At 31.9% G+C, this 18,854-nt stretch carries 17 protein-coding genes and 1 riboswitch; of the genes, 4 read left to right on the top strand and 13 right to left on the bottom strand.

Annotated features, from left to right (window positions below):
* Positions 1–44 precede the first annotated feature (44 nt).
* A complete protein-coding gene (locus tag ACXY7N_RS22535; RefSeq protein WP_016087695.1) occupies positions 45–926 on the top strand; it encodes a protein kinase in 882 nt (293 codons plus the stop codon).
* A gap of 89 nt (positions 927–1,015) precedes the next feature.
* Positions 1,016–2,284 carry a sensor histidine kinase gene (locus ACXY7N_RS22530; protein WP_016087696.1) on the top strand — a complete coding sequence of 423 codons (1,269 nt, stop codon included), beginning with the start codon at positions 1,016–1,018 and terminating at the stop codon, positions 2,282–2,284.
* Positions 2,285–2,376: 92 nt separating this feature from the next.
* Here ACXY7N_RS22530 and ACXY7N_RS22525 read toward each other — a convergent pair whose 3' ends face one another.
* From ACXY7N_RS22525 to ACXY7N_RS22510, 4 genes are all read right to left on the bottom strand, one after another.
* Entirely contained in the window at positions 2,377–2,484 is a 108-nt protein-coding gene (locus ACXY7N_RS22525) for a YjcZ family sporulation protein (RefSeq protein WP_000120182.1), read from the bottom strand.
* A gap of 135 nt (positions 2,485–2,619) precedes the next feature.
* Positions 2,620–3,420 carry an energy-coupling factor transporter transmembrane component T family protein gene (locus ACXY7N_RS22520; protein ID WP_016134601.1) on the bottom strand — a complete coding sequence of 267 codons (801 nt, stop codon included), beginning with the start codon at positions 3,418–3,420 and terminating at the stop codon, positions 2,620–2,622.
* Positions 3,413–5,113 (bottom strand): ABC transporter ATP-binding protein, encoded by a 1,701-nt coding sequence (locus ACXY7N_RS22515; RefSeq protein ID WP_016134600.1) that lies wholly within the window; start codon positions 5,111–5,113, stop codon positions 3,413–3,415. The genes ACXY7N_RS22520 and ACXY7N_RS22515 overlap by 8 nt, the downstream gene beginning before the upstream one ends.
* 10 nt (positions 5,114–5,123) lie before the next feature.
* Positions 5,124–5,672, bottom strand: coding sequence for an ECF-type riboflavin transporter substrate-binding protein (locus ACXY7N_RS22510; protein ID WP_016134599.1), 549 nt, complete (start codon positions 5,670–5,672; stop codon positions 5,124–5,126).
* A 139-nt stretch (positions 5,673–5,811) separates the two neighbouring features.
* Positions 5,812–5,926, bottom strand: a riboswitch (SAM riboswitch).
* 150 nt (positions 5,927–6,076) lie between these two features.
* Here ACXY7N_RS22510 and ACXY7N_RS22505 point away from each other — a divergent pair.
* Positions 6,077–6,760 carry an aspartate/glutamate racemase family protein gene (locus ACXY7N_RS22505; protein ID WP_488592616.1) on the top strand — a complete coding sequence of 228 codons (684 nt, stop codon included), beginning with the start codon at positions 6,077–6,079 and terminating at the stop codon, positions 6,758–6,760.
* Between the two features lie 49 nt (positions 6,761–6,809).
* On the opposite strand, the gene ACXY7N_RS22500 is transcribed toward ACXY7N_RS22505, so the two are convergent.
* The 6 genes from ACXY7N_RS22500 to ACXY7N_RS22475 form a co-directional block, all read right to left on the bottom strand.
* The gene (locus ACXY7N_RS22500; RefSeq protein WP_016087701.1) at positions 6,810–7,988 is read right to left on the bottom strand and encodes a macrolide family glycosyltransferase; all 1,179 of its coding nucleotides are present in this window, start codon (positions 7,986–7,988) and stop codon (positions 6,810–6,812) included.
* Between the two features lie 338 nt (positions 7,989–8,326).
* Entirely contained in the window at positions 8,327–10,453 is a 2,127-nt protein-coding gene (locus tag ACXY7N_RS22495) for a peptidoglycan D,D-transpeptidase FtsI family protein (RefSeq protein ID WP_016134598.1), read from the bottom strand.
* Between the two features lie 221 nt (positions 10,454–10,674).
* The gene (locus tag ACXY7N_RS22490; protein ID WP_016134597.1) at positions 10,675–12,462 is read right to left on the bottom strand and encodes an ATP-binding protein; all 1,788 of its coding nucleotides are present in this window, start codon (positions 12,460–12,462) and stop codon (positions 10,675–10,677) included.
* A 458-nt stretch (positions 12,463–12,920) separates the two neighbouring features.
* Positions 12,921–13,772 carry a Cof-type HAD-IIB family hydrolase gene (locus tag ACXY7N_RS22485; RefSeq protein ID WP_488592615.1) on the bottom strand — a complete coding sequence of 284 codons (852 nt, stop codon included), beginning with the start codon at positions 13,770–13,772 and terminating at the stop codon, positions 12,921–12,923.
* Positions 13,773–13,949: 177 nt separating this feature from the next.
* Complete coding sequence (locus ACXY7N_RS22480; RefSeq protein ID WP_016087705.1) at positions 13,950–14,528, bottom strand: cysteine dioxygenase family protein; 579 nt, start codon at positions 14,526–14,528, stop codon at positions 13,950–13,952.
* A 112-nt stretch (positions 14,529–14,640) separates the two neighbouring features.
* Positions 14,641–15,855, bottom strand: a complete 1,215-nt coding sequence (locus tag ACXY7N_RS22475; RefSeq protein ID WP_016134596.1) for a cytochrome P450 — start codon at positions 15,853–15,855, stop codon at positions 14,641–14,643.
* A 140-nt stretch (positions 15,856–15,995) separates the two neighbouring features.
* Between ACXY7N_RS22475 and ACXY7N_RS22470 the strand changes: the two genes are divergently transcribed.
* The gene (locus ACXY7N_RS22470; RefSeq protein ID WP_016087707.1) at positions 15,996–16,493 is read left to right on the top strand and encodes a helix-turn-helix transcriptional regulator; all 498 of its coding nucleotides are present in this window, start codon (positions 15,996–15,998) and stop codon (positions 16,491–16,493) included.
* A 102-nt stretch (positions 16,494–16,595) separates the two neighbouring features.
* Here the strand turns inward: ACXY7N_RS22470 and ACXY7N_RS22465 are convergent, their stop codons facing one another.
* From ACXY7N_RS22465 to ACXY7N_RS22455, 3 genes are all read right to left on the bottom strand, one after another.
* On the bottom strand, positions 16,596–16,751 hold the full coding sequence (locus ACXY7N_RS22465; RefSeq protein WP_000046094.1) for a DUF1540 domain-containing protein: 156 nt from the start codon (positions 16,749–16,751) through the stop codon (positions 16,596–16,598).
* A 70-nt stretch (positions 16,752–16,821) separates the two neighbouring features.
* Positions 16,822–17,454, bottom strand: a complete 633-nt coding sequence (locus ACXY7N_RS22460) for a Vat family streptogramin A O-acetyltransferase (RefSeq protein ID WP_033659707.1) — start codon at positions 17,452–17,454, stop codon at positions 16,822–16,824.
* Complete coding sequence (locus tag ACXY7N_RS22455) at positions 17,444–18,727, bottom strand: MFS transporter (protein ID WP_016134594.1); 1,284 nt, start codon at positions 18,725–18,727, stop codon at positions 17,444–17,446. Before ACXY7N_RS22455 ends, ACXY7N_RS22460 begins: the two co-directional genes overlap by 11 nt.
* Positions 18,728–18,854: the final 127 nt, after the last annotated feature.

Raw genomic sequence — 18,854 nt, 5'->3', positions numbered from 1 at the left:
ATACTGAAATATACAACTTAATTATAATAAATGCGAGGTATATTATGGAAGCTAAACCAGTTGAAATTCAGTTGAATCAAATAACATTTCAATTAAAAGAACATCATAATTTTGATTGGCTATTGAAATTAGGAACCGTATTTGAGGTTTTTGACCAGCAAGATTCAGGCAATCTATCTTTCGGTGTAGAAAGAGATGGCCATAAGAAATTTATTAAATATGCAGGGGCACAAACAATTGCATATGAAGGAACTATGAACGACGCTATTGAAAGATTAAAAAAATCAGTTTCCCTTTACGAGGAATTAAAGCATGACTCGCTTATAAAACTAATTGAACATTTTCCAGTTCAATCTGGATATGTATTAATTTTTGATTGGTTTGATGGAGAATGTCTTCATTCACACTGGAGTTTCCCGCCTCCTGATAAATATAAAAATCCAAACTCTCCATTTTATAAATTTAAACATTTATCTGTTATGAAACAGATTCAATCCTTAAATTCCATTTTTTCTTTCCATACATATGTTGAAAAGAAAAACTATGTAGCAATAGATTTTTATGACGGTAGTATTTTATATAATTTTCATACAAATGAGACGAAGATTTGTGATATAGATTTATACAATAAGAAACCCTATATAAATACAATGGGACGACTATGGGGATCCTCACGTTTTATGTCACCAGAGGAATTTGAGTTAAACGCTATAATTGACGAAAAAACGAATGTGTTTAATATGGGCGCAATGGCTTTTGTGCTCTTAGGTGGTGGAAAAGATCGCTCCTTTACAAAATGGGAAGCAAGTAGGGATTTATATGAAATAGCGTATCGCGCTGTAAATGAAAACCGAACTGAACGATATGCATCAGTTGAAGAATTTTATGAAGAGTGGGTAAACGTGTCAAATACTGAAAAAATATAAACCTATATTATTTAAACAAATATATATATTATACTATTATCATGTATAATATATTTGAAAAGGAAATTCAAAATAATGAGGCAAATATTATGGACTTTGTTTATATTAATCAAAACGTATTAAATAATCTTCTTTACATTTTAATTAGTATCTTTATCTTTTATTTTATATTTGATAGCGGGCGCTATTTGAAGAAATATAAAAAGCTACTTACTATACTTTGTACGAGTATCCCTCTTATTTTATGTATGCGCTATCCTATCTATATGGATGAAAATTGTATTCATGATTTAAGACAAATACCAGTTATAATAGGTACGCTTTATGGTGGCTTCCCTGTCGGTATAATATTGTTTGCTATTTTATTAATTACAAGATTTTCATTTTATGGATTTAGTATGTTAACAATACTCGTTTATGGCACAATGTTTATCATTACAGCGTTCGCATCCGCAAAATTTAATAAGTATAATAGAAAAGTTAAAGTAGCTTATGGAATGTTTTTAACATTTTTTCTAGCAATATTTACAACTGTAATTGTATTAACTTTATCGGATTTTGAAGTGAATAATTTATACATTATTTATTTTATAATATTACCAACTACTTTGATGTTGTTTGTAATTTATTTTAATGAAGTTTTAAAAGATGCAGTATGTATGCGATCGAAGTTAATTAAAATGGAAAAAATGGAGATTGTGAGCCAACTCGCTGCTAGTATATCGCACGAGGTAAGAAATCCTTTAACTGTCGTAAAAGGATTTACTCAACTTTTAAAAACACCGAATTTAACTCCAGAATCTAGAGACGAGTATATTGAACATATACTTGAAGAGTTGCATCGTGCCCAAGGAATTATTGATGATTATTTAACATTTGCCAAACCTGCTTCAGAAAAATTAGATCATATTTCAGTAGAACAAGAGTTAACTCGAGTTATTAATATGATCTTACCTTTATGTAATATGAATACAATACATATTACGAAAGATTTCTCTAGGGCATCAATTGTTGGTAATAAACAGCACTTTCAACAATGTTTTTTAAACCTAATAAAAAATAGTATTGAAGCAATGCCTAATGGTGGTACTTTACATATCTCCTCATCTATTAGTAATAATAAAGTTATAATACGAATTGAGGATAGCGGAATTGGTATGTCACAAGAGCAAATAAATCGATTTGGCGAACCCTATTTTAGCACAAAAACAAAAGGTACAGGATTAGGTACAATGGTTGCTGTTAAGATTATTGAAACGATGCAAGGTAGTTTAAAAATCCGAAGTCTCGTTAATAAAGGTACAACTTTGACAATTACATTGCCGAAATGTAATACGAACTCATCTGAAAACAAATAAAAAAGGAGCATAATTGCTCCTTTTTTATTTGTTTCGATACATAAGTATCTTCTATGTTTTTTTAGTTTACATTTGTGGAGACTAATTAGAAATTAGTACCCTCCGCCCCAGCAGCTGCATCCAACGATAATTAATAAAATAAATAACACAACTAGTAAAGCGAAACCTCCACCAAAACCACAAGAACCACCGTAACTCATATTTTCTCCTCCTTTTGGTTTGAAAACTAATAGGTAGTTGATCATTTTAACTGGTTCGTATTATACATTATGTGAATATCCCTTTTTTGAGCATGTCTACATAAAAATAAGTAAAAGCACTCATTTGAGAGTGCTTTAAAATGGATACCAAAAGTTTTGAAATACATGTAACTTTAAATATACTGCAATAATTAAAATAAAAACACCTACAAATAAAGCCATGAAATCCCCTTTTTTCGCTTTATTTGTATAAAACCATGTACGTTTATCCTTCTTTCCAAATCCTCTTAAATCCATTGCATTTGAAACTGTATCAATTCTATCTAGTGAATGAATAATTAGCGGCCAGAAAATTAAGACACGGTTTTTCATACGAATCCATAAACTTGCTTCACCTTTTTCAAAAGCTACTCCTCTCGCCTCTTGTGCATGTTTAATAACTTTATATTCGGACTGAATATCAGGTATATAGCGTAATGCAATATTTATTGCATAGGTAATCTTATAATGAATACGAAATTTACTTAAGCTACTCACAAATTCGCTTGGGTCAGTCGTATAAATAAATATAAGTGTAAATGGTAATAACGTAAAATACTTTAACGAAAGTGTAGCTGCATAAAATACGGTTTCGTATGTAATTGTTGCATATCCAATATACACAAATGAAGTATATGATCCGATTAATTCAGATCCATGGGTTGGTGTAATAAATAAAATCATGACAGAATTTAATAAACTAAATGTAAATATAACACTAAAAACAATAAAAATTTTACGAAATGGAATTTTAGCAACTAAAAGTCCGATACATCCAATCATAAATACAAATAGCAATATGCGAAAATCAAAAAATAAAAAAGTAAGTGTCATACAGAAAATAAATAACAACAATTTCACTGCTCCATCCATGCGATGAAAATATGTACTATACACCTTCCTCCCTCCTAATAACATCAAAATAAAGTTCTACAAACCTTTCAGGAAATGCAATCCCACTAAATTTAATTAGTTTGTATAAAGAACTTTCCCTTAGGTTCGCTCTTTGTAACGTTTCTAGATGCCCTAATACAATAGACGCGGTATTATTCGCAATAATTTTCCCTTCATGTAAAACTATCGCTCTGTCTGTATATTCCAATACGAGATTCATATCGTGTGTGATAAAAATAAACGATATTCCCTTTGCAGCTAATTTTCTAATAAACGACATAAACTGTTTATAGTGATAATAATCTTGTCCCGCTGTCGGTTCATCTAATATGATAAGTTTCGGATTTGTTGTTAGTACAGATGCAATTGTTAATCTCTTTTTTTGTCCATAACTTAACGCCTGAATTGGCCAGTTTCGAAATGGATACAAACCACAAACTTTTAACGCTTCTTCCGCTCTAAGCTTAATCTCTTCCTTTGAAACCCTTTTTAATTTTAATGTGAATGAAACTTCTTCTATAACAGTATGTTGTGTAATCGTATGATTTGGATTTTGCATCACATAAGATATAACCTCACCGCGTTTACGAATAGACCAAGAATTGATATTTACTCCATCAATTAAAATCCTATCATTTTTTGTTTTGTTTATCCCTATAAGACTATGAGCTAATGTTGATTTTCCAGCTCCATTATGGCCCAACAGTCCTACTATTTCCCCTTTATATAGAGAGAAATTTACATTGTCTAATACTTTTTGTTTATTAGGATATGAGAACGACAAATTCTCTACATTCAATAATTCATTTTTTGTAGGACTATCTTTATAAAAAGCTTGCTTCTCCATCCACTCATTTATTACGCTACTAACATTTTCCCTTTGAAGATTTTCAATTGGGTATATTACATCATTATTACTATCAAAATGTAATCTCTTTAATACTTCTATGTACATAGGCTCTCTTAAGCCAATAGATGGTAATATATTTGACGCTAAAATCTCTTCTGGTGTCCCTATGGCAACAATTTCACCTTCATCAATTAAAATAATTTTATCTAAATCCAGGTTTAACATTTCTTCTATTCGATGTTCAATAATTACAATTGTTTTATTATATTGTTTATGTATATCTTGAATAAGTTCTATTGTATGTAAGGCGCTTAGCGGATCCAAATTTGCTAACGGTTCATCGAACAATAATATATCAGCATTTGTCGTTAACAGACCTGCTAGAGAAACAGTTTGTTTTTGCCCTCCTGATAATTCATGTGGACTTTGTTTATGAAAAGTATGCATCTTTACCTTTTTTAATGCGTCCGAAACAATCTTTTTCATATCATCTTGATTTACACATTCATTTTCTAAATAAAAAGCTACATCTTCTTCTACTGTAAGGCCAATAAATTGAGCATCTTGATCTTGCAAAATTGTTCCTACTTGTTTACTCTGTTCAAATATACTCTCTTTCCTCGGATCTTTTCCGGCAATTAAAATATTACCAGTACTAAATCCTTCATAAGAAAATGGGATTAGCCCATTGATACAATGAGCTAACGTTGATTTCCCCGAACCGCTTCGTCCAGCAACTAGTACTTTTTCTCCAGGATATATATGAAATGTAATGTCTTTTACAGTAGGCTGTGCCGCATGCTCATATTGAAAGCTAAATTGTTCAAAAGAAATAATTGGTTGCATGTTAACATCCCTACTTTTCAATTTTTAAATGTGTATGTTTCTTATTAGATTTAGCTAGACCTATTGTAATTGGCAATCCGAGAACTAAAAATACAATAACATCGGCAATTGTTGCTCCTAATACTTGTATAACAATTTTGTCAAACGGTTCTCCCATCACAATAATATCGAATGCCCCAGCAAATATAATCGCAATGACAATACCAATTAACCCAGTAATGGCTAAATAAGAAATATCTCCCTTATTATACGTCCCGTTTTTCACACTAAAGCCAACTCTTTTTTGAATGAGTCCCATTGCAAGGCCGATAAGTCCTGAACTAATAACCCACCCCCACCAAATACCCCATCCAGCGATTGTATCTGTTACGATATGACCGATAAGTCCTATTAACAGTCCTGCTACTGGACCAAATAACGCTCCAAAAACAGTTAAAATAGCTAATGCAGGTTTAATAAATGTATTTGGTGCAATAGAAAATCCCCAAAGTCCTAATATCCCGTATAACGCTGATCCAATTCCGATTGCTGCTACTAACTTTGTTGATAATTTGTTCATTACAATTCCCCTCTCATATTAGTCAACTTTTATTACTCTATATTTATTTTAAAAATGAATTATGCATCGACACTCCCTTTCTATACAACAAAAAATGACCTCTTGCATAAGAGGTCATTTTCTTTCACGTTCAAGAATCCTCTTATCTCCAAAAAACACATTGTGTCCTCTGCGGAATTAGCACCTTCCTATGATTTTACATAGGGGTTGCTGAGGTTTCGTAGGGCCGTACCCTCCACCTCTCTGGATAAGTATTAATTTGTAATTCGTATTATGGCACTAAGAAAGATAAATTACAATAGTTTTCTAATTATTTTTATTTTTTGTTAAATAGCACATTTATATCATTGTATTCTTATCGGAATTATGAAATAATGAATTCAAAATTGTTTCGGGAGGAATGTATGATGAAAGTAATCGGTTTAATTGGTGGACTAAGTTGGGAATCTACATCGTTATACTATAAACATATTAATACACTTACACTTTCTCAATATGATCAAAATGCAAAGCTTGTTTTATATAGCATGGACTTTGTTGAAGTAACTACTTTGTTACAAAATCATCAATATGAAGAAGTGAAAAACGAATTAGTCACAGTTGCAAAAAAGGTTGAAAAATCCGGAGCTGATTGTTTATTAATGTGTTCCAATACGGTCCATTTATTTGCTGAAGAAGTAGAAAGTGCAATATCTATTCCACTTCTTCACATTGGTGATGTGAGTGCTAAAGAAGTGGTAGAACAAAATATAAAGCGTATCGGACTATTGGGTACGAAACAAACGATGGAACAAGACTTCTATAAATCACGTTTAGCGAATTATAATATTGAGACGATTATCCCAAATGAAGAGGAAAGAAATTTTATTCATCATGTTATTTTAAATGAATTAAGTAAAGGAATTATTTCAGAAACATCAAAAGAAAAACTATTACAAATTACAAAATCATTAATTCAAAATGGCGCAGAAGGTATATTACTAGGCTGTACTGAAATCCCTTTGCTTATTTCCCAAAACGACCTTACTGTTCCTGTTTTTGATACTGCTTTTTTACATGCAAATACTGCTGTGCAGTTTGCGGGATAATAATATAAAAGCATAAAGGTTGAACCTCTATGCTTTTATATTGTCCACACTATTTATTTAAAAGAGATTTAATAGCTGCAATTGCCTCATTTGAACCACCGCATTCTAAAAAACTATCATTTAGTTTTCGTATACCATGTTTATACTTTTCATTTGAAAGAACGTTTGTTACCGCTTCTTTTAAAGTTTGCGCATTAACATGCTCTTTCAATAACCTATGTGCTGCCTCAAGTTCAGTTAATCTTTGTGCTATCATCGGCTGGTCTTTATCATGTGGAATTATGATAAATGGGACATTAAAATAAATAGCATCGTGTACGCTATTCATGCCGCCATGTGTAATAAATACATCTGCTTCACTTAATATTTCTGATTGGGGTACGTATGGAGCAATTATAAAATTGTCTGGTGCTTGCTTTATTTTTGAAATATCATTTCGATCACCAATTGCCATTACGACTATCCCTTCAAAATTTGAGAAAGTATCAATACAAGTATTAAAGAATGGTTCGAGCCCTTCAAGTAGTGTCCCCATTGAAATATAAATAACTTTCTTATCTTTAAGCAATTCAAGTGGAAACTCTACATTTGTTTTACGATTTGAAATACTCGGCCCAATAAAAATGTTATTTTCTCCGAACAAATCACTATCAGGTTGAAAATAACGACTTGTGTACACGAGTGAGATATCTCCCTTATTATGCATAAATTGAAGATTATTTTTAGGCTTTACTCCAAATTCATGTTCCATTTGACATAGTAACTTTTCAGAACGTTCATCGGGTCGGAATTGTATTTCTGCATTTGGATGAAAAGGTAAAGTCTCCAATAATTTTGGAGGAATTAAAAATATAGGAGAAGAAAGTACGCCTGGAATTTGTAAATACTCCTTTACTAACTCTCCAGCACCAAATATATCGTAAATTACGAAATCAAAATTTATGCTTTCACTTAATTGTTTCGTAATTTCTAATATATATAAAGAAGTTTGAACATGTACATGAAAGAAAGAATTCAGCCCATATGAAGTTTCACTATCAATAGAAATCTCCTTTAATAAATCTGGATGGGTATATACAGTTGCTCCCAAATCTTCAATTCTGCCTTTAAAGTGTTCTGTTGTAATATAATGTACGTAATCACCCCGTTCAGTAAAGGCCTTGACTAAACTTAATGTAGGATTTACATGTCCCTCTGCCGGGAAATTAACCACTAAAATATTTAGCACTTGTTACTCACTCCTTACATTTCAATGCTCTTATTAATCATATTATAATTATTACCGTCACCCTCCCCCTAATAGTCCTAATATACTTACTACTTTAGGTTGATAAATAATTGTCAGTTAATACATTAAAAAAGGCATCTACATAAGTAGATGCCTAACCGTGATAAGGAGTGTTCTGTGAGGTTAGAATAAACTTTTCAGCTTGTCCTATGCTATCAATATATGAATTTTTTTATAAAACGTGAATAATTGATAGAATGATTTTATCCCTCTCCATCACCCATTTTGGCCTATCCCTAAATAAAGGCGCCACTGGTTTCTATAACATTTCGTATGTTTTAATCCTCTTTAGAGCTATCTATTTTCATCGTTTCTCCAGTCAATCGCTTATTTTTCAATTCAAAATAAGCATCTAAAACTTCTTTTCCAATATCAGAGTTAATACCAGATTTATCATTAATAACCCATGGTACAACTACAGAGAACGCTACTTCCGGATTATCATATGGCGCATATCCTGCTAACGTTAAGTTATAACATTCTCTTCGCTCACCTTTTTCATTTCTTCCAATATCACTTTCTCCACCGTATACAGTCTGTGCTGTCCCTGTTTTACCTGCTGGCTTATAAGATGCTTTTTGGAACGCCCTTACTCCTGTTCCATCACCTTCTTGGAATACCCTTCTAAATCCTTCTTTTACTTGATTTATATATTCCTCTTTCATATCTATCTTATTTAAAACGATTGGTTCTACTGAATGCACTACTTTACCAATCTCATCTTTTTGCGACGTTTGCTCTCTAACTTCTTGAACAATTTGTGGCTTCATTCGATACCCACCGTTTGCGATTGTTGAAATATACTGTACAAGCTGAAGCGGTGTATACGTGTCATATTGGCCAATTGAGTAGTCTAATAAGAAACCTGGTTGATTATCTTTTTTACCAATTTGTCCAGCTGTTTCATTTGGTAAATCGATGCCCGTTGGAACACCTAATCCAAATTGCCTGAAATAATACCTCATTTTATCAAAGTACTCCTGTTTAATATTTAATGAACTATTTTTCACATAATCCACACCTGCAATTTTTAATGCTGTATTAAACATATAAACGTTTGAAGAGACTTGTAACGCTCTTAAATCGTCTATATTTCCAAACTCTTTCCAAGACTTTTTCTCCTTAGTTCCTTTAAACTTCATAGGTGTATCATAAAAATAAGTACCTGGTGTTATAGCTTTCGTTTCAAATCCAGTTAAAACTGTCGCACCTTTAACTGTTGATCCAAGCTCATATGAACTAGTCATTGTGCCTAATGCATAGTCTTCAACTTCTGTTTTTCCGTCTTTTTCTACAAGTCTTTTCCCAGCCATGGATAATACTTGTCCGTTCTTCGGATTCATCATCACAACGAAAGCACGATCTAACATGGATTCTGATCCTTTATATGCCTTTAATATTTTTTCTATACTTTCTTCTACTTTTTTCTGTAATTCCATATCTATTGTTAAAGTTAAATTCTTACCGCTCTTTCCCTCAGAAACTGTTTCCGTTCTAATTGTATTCCCTTGTTTATCAGCAACGCTTCTTACTTCTTTTTTTGTACCATGAAGTACATCTTCGTATTGCTGCTCGATATAACTTTTTCCAACCCTATCATTTCGGCTATAATCACGTACCAAGTAGTAATCTAATCGTTCACTTGGCAATCCTTCATCGGCATTAGAAACATTTCCAAGAACAGATCGGAATAATCCATCATTTACATACACTCTCTCCCAATCAACCGAAACGTCTACACCCGGGAGATTTGCTAAACCCTCACTAATTATAGTAAATTCCTTTTCACTAACATCTTTTTTTATAATTTGAGGAGCCATTTGATAACCAGAAGTCATCTTACTTTTAATAGCTAATACTTTTATATCTTTATCTGTTAATTCTTGAAGATTTTTATCTGTAACTCGTTTTCTTTTTAACTCTTCTATTTTTTTATCTAGCTTCTTGCCGCTAATATCCTTCTCTCTAAATGTATCTATTTCTTTTTTAGACACTAGATTTTCAGCCAGTTTCGGATTTAATTGCATCCAAAAATCTTTCTTATCTGTCTCAGTTAACTTATCAATATCTTCTTGTGGCATTTCAATTATGTCGGCAAGTTGTCTTGCAGTTTTTAATATTTCTTCTGATTTTACACCTTTCATCTTTGTATATGTAATTGTACGTAAAGATTTATTATCAACTACTGGATTCCCTTCTCGATCAAATATTTTCCCGCGTGGGACAGAAAGACTAACGGTTGCATTTTCTCTCTTCTCTACTTCATTTTTATACGTCTCTCCATCAATGATTTGTACTTTACCCAACTGTATGATCATGGCAGAAAATAATAAAAATACACAAAAGAATAAAATGTTTAACCGCATCGGTATTGCTCTACCGCTTTTTTTCTCTTGTTTTTTCACCTTGTCATAATCTCCTCCTTACAACATTTCAAATAATAAATTGGTTTCTATATTAAAAGCAACGTACAATTTCCACACATTACTTTGTACAAATATTAATGTAACATTTAAAACTTAATAGAAATTAAAACAAATCTAAAGAAAAGGTAAAGTTTACTAAATTAAATACAAAAATACCCAATAACAAAAAGCTTAGCTTTTGTTATTGGGTATTTAGTAATTTACGAGTTAATAATTGGGCGTATTGATTCGAATCTTTCGTCACAATATGATAAAGATTCTTTACTCTGAGCTTTCGGCAAATAAATAGTCACTGTTGTCCCGACACCAACCTCACTCATAATACTTATATTCCCTTGATGACTTTCAATAATTTTATAACTTAGCATTAATCCAATACCGGTACCTTTTTCTTTCGTACTATAAAAAGGCTCACCTAATCTCTTAATTCTTTCTTCAGGTATTCCTATTCCTTCATCTACTACATGAATAATGACACCATCATCGTTTAATTCTTTTAAATAAATTGCAATTTTCCCACCATCTGGCATAGCTTCGATTGAATTTTGCAAAATATTAATAAATACTTGTTTCAATTGATTTTCTGAGCATTCAATACTAATATCTTTGGCGTCTGCATATAATTCAACTTGAATATTCGTCATAATTGCTTTTGTATTCATTAACGATACGACATTTTTGTAAATTTGATAAATATTTTTTTGTTCTGTATTTATTTCATCTGTTTTAGCAATTGATAAAAACTCTTGAAGAATCGCTTCTATTCTTTCAATTTCAGAAAGCATTAGATCGAAATATTTTTCTTGATCTTCTTTATTAATTTGGAATAACTGTATAAACCCTTTAATGACTGTTAATGGGTTCCTCACTTCATGAGCTACACCAGCTGCTAATTGACCGATTGCTGCAAGTGTATCTGATTTATTTAGCAATTCTTCTGTCTTTTTCCGCTCTGTAATATCGCGTACAATGATCATAATTTTATCATGTAATAATGGTAAGCATCTAGCTTCAAAGAAATCAATACTTCCATTAAGTGTAAGTGGATATTCAACAATTACATTCGTTCCTTTTTCCTGCACTTGACGAATGGCTTCCTGAAACTGTTGCGCTACTGGAGATGGTAATACTTCGAAAAACTTTTTCCCCATAAAAGCTTCTGCCGGTACGTAAAATTTTGTAGGAGATCCTGCCTTATAATCTATAATCGTGCCATCATCTTCTGTTAAGAAACATAAATCTGGTAAAGCTTTAAAAATTAATTCTAATTCAGACGTTTGTTGTTTTAACTGTCCTTCTATCGCTTTTAAATGTGTAATATCTACACCAACAGCCCAATAGCTATATCCTGTTACAGGAAACTGTTCTGATATATTGGACCACATAATTGTTTTGATTTCACCATTTTTACATGTTAAGTGCATTTCCCAATCTCTGAAATTTTTTCCACGAGTTAAAAATTTCGTTTGTATTTGGTGACGATATTTATGATCGGGGTACAATAATTGAAGTGCATTTGGATTTCCTATTATTTCTGCAGCGGTATAACCTGTTACAATTTCACACTCACGATTCCACAAAACAAAATCTCCATTATAATCAAGCGCATCTACCATAACAGGCATGTTTTGTAAAATCGTATGTAGTTCCTCCTCTTTTCGAGAAAGCAACGTTGTATTTTTACTTTGAAATACTTTTGTTGCCCCATCTATAATTAGATTTGAAAGCATTTCAAAGTATTTTTGACAATTGAAAATTTCGCTTTTGTTTGACCATACTACAAAAGATCCTAAATGTTGATTGTATAAAAAAATGGGGATTTCAATTTTGGGAAGTTTACATATTTTCATCTCATTTATTCCAAATGAAAAGATACATTCTTTTTCAGCATCAAGAAGTTGATGTGATATGTTGGTTAATTTATAAAATTGTTCTGCCATGGTTTCTATTGTACTCACATCAATAAGTTCCATTAGCCGCGCATTCATTCCTTTTTCACCTCAATATGTAAAATTAATACAAATTCAAAATTTATACTTCTCCATTATACGAAGAATGTGCCTGTAGGTATATAGCTGTAGAACAATTATTCGAACAAATTTTATTTTTCAATTAAAAAAGAGAAGTATATAAGTATAAAATGAACCTTTCATCAATATGTATTTTAGTCCTCACACACTAATTCTGATTTGAAGAGAACCCAAATCGCGCACTCATACATACACCTGATTTTGATATCAGATTCATACACATCGATTTTAATAGTATACAAATACAAAAAATTTAAAGTTCATAAAATTTTCACAATTATCATGAAAAATATAAACATTTATTCCAATATATTCTATATAATAAAATGTAATAAGGCTTCTATGATTCTCATAGAATACCTTACCCCTAATAAAAAGAAAAAAGAATCCATTTGGATTCTTTTTTCTTTTTATATTTACATTACATATTTATATAAAGCATGTGCAACACCGTGTTCTTCATTTGATAAGGTTTCGTATTGACACATCGCTTTTATTTCTTCAACTGCGTTCCCCATTGCAATTGATATATTTGCTTTTTCCATCATGGAAACATCATTTAGACCATCACCTATCGCTACAGTATTTTCAACTGAAATATTCAGGTGTTCTGCTAAAGTATATAATCCATTTCCTTTTTGGGCATCTCGATGATTAATCTCTAAATTATGCCAATAGGAAGATGTAATGGCTAAATCAGTATTATGCAGAAACGTGTCTTTTAACCTTTTTAATTTTTCTATATCATAAGAAAATGGTAACAGCTTATGCACATGTATATCTGTTTCTACAATCGGTTTGCAACTTTCCGCACTATGAAACGCTGTATGCTCAAGATATAAAGCTGCGATCGTTTCTAACTCTTTCAAGTCGAAATTTTCATTTGAATTCTTCACGTACTCGATTTCATTGCGTACACTCTCTACTCCATATTCCGGTACGTACACACCTTTATCAGTATAAAGCTGATAATATAAGCCATTTTCTTCAAGATAGTTCACAATCTCAAGTGCTTGCACATTTTGAATTGGATATCTCTTCATCATTTTTTTATCTTTATATATAAGCGCACCATTTTCGGCAATAATTGGACACTCTAAATTTACTTCTAACAATAATCGTTCAATATCGATGATAGAACGTCCTGTACAAATTGCTACAACATGGCCCGCTTCCTGACATTTTCGAATTGCTTCTGCATTTTCTTTACTAATCATTTTATTCCCCGAAAGAAGAGTTCCATCTAAATCAATTGCGATTAATTTCATTATTTCTTCACCACTTTCTATATATACACGAGTTCATCTTAAACGAAAGGTATCGTTTTCATACTGCCCTCGTAAAGTACTCCTTATTTATAATTTATGAAAAGCGTTTCAGGTCAAGAAATAATTAAAAATAAAATCAAAAGCTTTTCTTTAAAAAGAAAAGCTTTTGATTTTAAACTATGAACTATAACTAATATATTTTGTCTCACACATGTACACATTCTTTTCTTCAGTTGGGACATATATTTTAAACTTTTCTAAACGTTTTCCGTAAATATGAATGGTGATAACGCTTTCATTTTTAGCTATTTCAAGAATATGACAATCAGCTGGTGGAATGACTTTATCTGTTTCTCCTTCTCCCAAATAAAGATTTCCTTTATGTGTTAAATAAACAAGTGAATTTTCAAGCTGCTTAGTTTGTATAAAGTTCTGTACCATTATCTTTCCTGTAAAAACTCCTTCTACTCCCCATGTACCATCATGATCATGTAAAGGTGTAGATTGTCCATCTTTCCATACAAGAGCTAATACTTCAAAACGATTTAAAGGATCTTCATATAGCAAGTGTCGTGCATATTGAGCCGAATTCGCCTTCTGTTTTTCTAACGGAAGCCATGTTTTCTTTTCTAAAAGTTCTTCAAGTAATTTTTCAATCTTACAAACAATTTGATCTTCTAATAAATTACTATCAATTAAATCCGTTACAGCTTTAATAAATGTTTGAAACGTTTTACTTCCATTACACGTTAACATAAGCGTCCTCCTCTATTCTTTTTCACACACCTCCATACTAAATAACATACTAAAATTTTACAATTGAGAAATAAAAAGCAAGGTACAGTAAATTTGTACCTTGCTGCACTGTTTATTGAGTTTTTAAGCAAATAGGTAAGAATTTCAAAGTTTGTTCATTTTCCAATATACATTTTTCTAAATTGAAAGATGAAGGCAACTCTATTTTTTCAAAAGCATTTATGAAAGTTCTTAATGCAATCTCAGCTTCTAAACGTGCAAGTGGTGCCCCTAAGCAAAAGTGAGGGCCTTTACCAAATGTTAGATGCTTTTCATTTCCTATTCGGTGTAAGTTAAATTTAGAGGCTTTTGAAAACTTTTTCTCATCTAAATTTGCTGCACTTACCCATGCAACAATCATTTGATCCTTTTTCATAAAAGGTCCAAATATATTTGTGTCCTCTGTAATCCTCCTAGCTAATGTAACAGGAAAGCGATAGCGTAATACTTCCTCAATTGCTTTTGAAATTAATTTAGGTTCTTCTCTTAATTCTTTATATGTTCCAGGTGAGTCCACTAAAAAGCAATAAAAGCTATTAATAATTAAATTAGTAGTTGTTTCATTACCTGCCGCTAATAAACCTAAAGAAAAAGTTACAATTTCTTCATCAGTTAATCTTTCACCTTCATATTCAGCTCGTATTAAATCTGAAATAATATCATCGGTTAAATGGTATCTCTTTTCCTGAATAATTGGTAGAAGATATGCTTTAAATTCATTTAGTGCTATCCCCTTTTCTACATCCAGATCATTAAACTTTTCTTTACTATACGGCATAAATAAAATATCAGACCATTCTTTAATTTTTTTACGGTCAGTTGTTGGCACTCCTAACAAATCGGATATGACGGTAACAGGTAAAGGTGCAGCAAACTCTTCAACAATATTAACCTCACTATATTTTCCGATATGCTCTACAAGTTCATTTGCGATAGACTGTATTCGAGGTTTCCATTGTTCTAAACTTCTGGGAGTAAATGCTTTAGAAACAATAGAACGTACATTACGATGTTCTGGTGGATCAATAGAGTTGATATTTATTCTAGTTTCTAATGGTGGGATTGCGAATTGTCTTCGTTCCCTTCTACTTGAAAATAAGCGATAATCCGATAAAACTCGATTTACATCATCGTATAAAAAAACATTCCATACATCCTGTTCCACATCATAATGAACCGGATGGTTATCCCTCATAAATTGATACCACTCATACGGATTCCACAATTCTTCTTTTGTTTTCAGCTTTGAAATTTCATGAACTAAAATTACATTTTCAGGCGAAGCCATAGTTCTTTCCTCCCTTTTCTTTTACAATAAAAGTGATAGGTCGGTAGTTCAAAGTTGTATAATCTAACATATGTTATTTTAACATATACAAAAAGAGATTTTTCATTGGAGAACTTGAGAAATATATAAGGGGGATTTTTATGTACGTTGACATTTTATTACTAGCAGAATTAATGACTGGACCAAAACATGGATATGAAATAAAGAAAAATGTTCAAAATCGGTTAGGTGAGAATTTCGAATTAAATCATAACACACTGTATCCCGCTCTTCGACGGTTCGAAAATATGGGTGCTATAACGAAAAAAATACACAAACAAGTCGGAAAGCCAAACCGAAATATGTACGACATAACTGAAACAGGAGAAGAAATTTTTTCTGAAATGTTAAGAGAGTTTCCCGAAAAACTTGCGACAAATAACGCTGAATTCCTTGTACGTATCGCGCTATTTGAAAAACTTGATTACGATGCTAGAAAAGAAATTTTAACAATACGCCAAGACGTACTACATAAACAACTTACTGCTATTCACACTTTAGATGTTAGCTCATCTTTCATTACAGAAGTCATTGAATTTAGTAAATCACGTATTGAGCATGAATTGCTCTGGATTACTTCACTTATGAAGAAAATATGAAAAATAACAAGAAAAAATTAAAAACAATGAATGAAAATGAGATTTATTATCAATACTATAATTAATAAAAGGGCAACCACGATTTGGCTACCCTTCAAAATTTTATAATTCTGGATCAAAAGTTTTGCAATCTGTTTCTTCCGTAGTTGATGCCTGTTTCCCTTTATTACTTACTACATAAATTGCATCTGCACTACATTTATTACCGTTAGCCCAAAATTTACAGTTGTTTACTTCACATAAAACGTCTTGTGCCATAGTATCACACCTCCTTGTTCTATTATCATTAACAAAATTCGGAGGTATGATACTCTTTGTCATGCATTTTTTATTCCCTTTTTAGCTTTCTTAATGGTTCAATATCTCCTTGTACAATAGCATCTATATTTTCAGTTATTTTTTCAATTTCAAAATGCCACCATTGAATTTGCAATAATTCTTCTATTATTGTATTTGTAAATCGTTCCTTTATTTTATTTGCAGGGTTTCCGCCAACAATTGTATATGGTGCGACGTCTCTAGTCACAACAGATTTAGCTGCAATAATTGCACCATCCCCTATTCTTATTCCTGGCATAATCGTTGTTTCCATACCAATCCAAACATCATTTCCTATAACTGTATCACCTTTATATGGTAAATCAGACAAACTAGGTGTATACTTCTCCCACCCATTTCCAAATATATTAAATGGATATGCCGAAAATCCATCCATTCGATGATTTGCTCCATTCATAATAAAGGTAACTCCATTTGCAATACAACAAAACTTTCCAATGGTAAGGCGATCACCAAGAAATTCATAATGATGTAATACTCGATCTTCTAATGTTTCTCCATCTTTCGCATCATAATAAGAATAGTCACCAACAAGTATATTAGATTTCGTTATTGTATTTTTTATAAATTGAACGTTTTGATTTCCTTCAATAGGGTATTTAATATTTGGATTAGGATTCATGTTGTACAGCACTTCCTTTCCTATTCATTTCACTTTCTACTGCTATCGTTGGCTTTAGGTTGTATATGGGTAAAATAAACAATAATCCAATAACAAATAACAATGCCGTTCCCTCGTACATCGTGCCTAATGAAAACGTCTCCTTTAATGAGCCAGCAATACTCATCGTTACTACCATTGAACCTGTGAATAGTGGACTTAAAATACCATTTACACGACCAATAAAATCAGTATCGCTATTTTGAATAATGAGCGTATTAATACCAATTTGGATACAAGGAAGAGCTAAACCGCTAAAAAGTTGTGCTGTAAGTGTCACCCATAAATTTGTGGAGTAGCCTATAATACCAATGCCAATCGCCTGACCGAGCATCCCTACAATTAACATCTTTTGCGGAGCAACATTTTTCGCAAATACCATCGCTAAAGCGCCGCCAACAATCATTCCCGCACCATTGACTGTTAGTAACCATTGTAAACTCTCTTTTGACAGCCCTAACTGCTCAGTCACAATAAATATACCTAATGGCTGAATTAATCCTATACCTAGTCCTGCTGCCATAAAACAAAGCCCTAGCAAAGTTAATGCTTTTTTCTTTTTTACGTATTTAATACCGTCCAGCATTTCCTGTAATAGAGTGATTTCTTTCTTCTCATTATCATTCTCAAGATCTTTAGGAAGAAATAACAACACAGCTGCCGCAAGTAAAAAAGCGATACCTGTTATGATGATTGAAATATATATTCCAAAACTATGAAAAATAAATGTTCCAAGAATCGGTCCTAACACCATAAAAATCGCAAATATTGTTTGATATATAGACATCGCTAATTGGATTTGTTCCGTTGATAAATGTTGTTTAAATAATTTCATTCCAGATGGTTGAGAAAACTGCGAAAGGATTGCAGAAATAAGCGTGACAAAAAACACAATTTTCCACGTACCAAACATAAGAGTAATTAATACAGCAAATACTGAAATAGAACTTAAAGTCTCACACCATATCATTGTCTTTTTTGGCTTCCACCTATCAGCAAAGGTTCCACCAATAAATGAGAAAATAAAAATGGGAGCGAATTCAGCAACCGAAATCATCGAAATAGCAAAAGCATCACCTTTCGTCATTTCCATTACATATAGTAATACTGCAAAGTTTCGGACCCATATTCCTATTTGTAAAAATAATGCTGATGCAAGAATTCCTTGCACAAACCGATTTTTTAACACTTGTGATACCCCATTGTTTTGTTTCATTACTACATTTGTCGACATAAAAAAGCCTCCTATTTCATGTTCTGAACAGGAGGCAGCACAAATCATATAAAAAGACTATATATTCGCAGAGCGAAATACATCCCTTTTCTATAAATGTACAGACTAATCCTATTCAGAAGAATAT

The sequence above is a fragment of the Bacillus sp. 5w2 genome (genome assembly GCF_054353775.1).
This window is presented reverse-complemented; position numbering and strand designations above follow the sequence as displayed.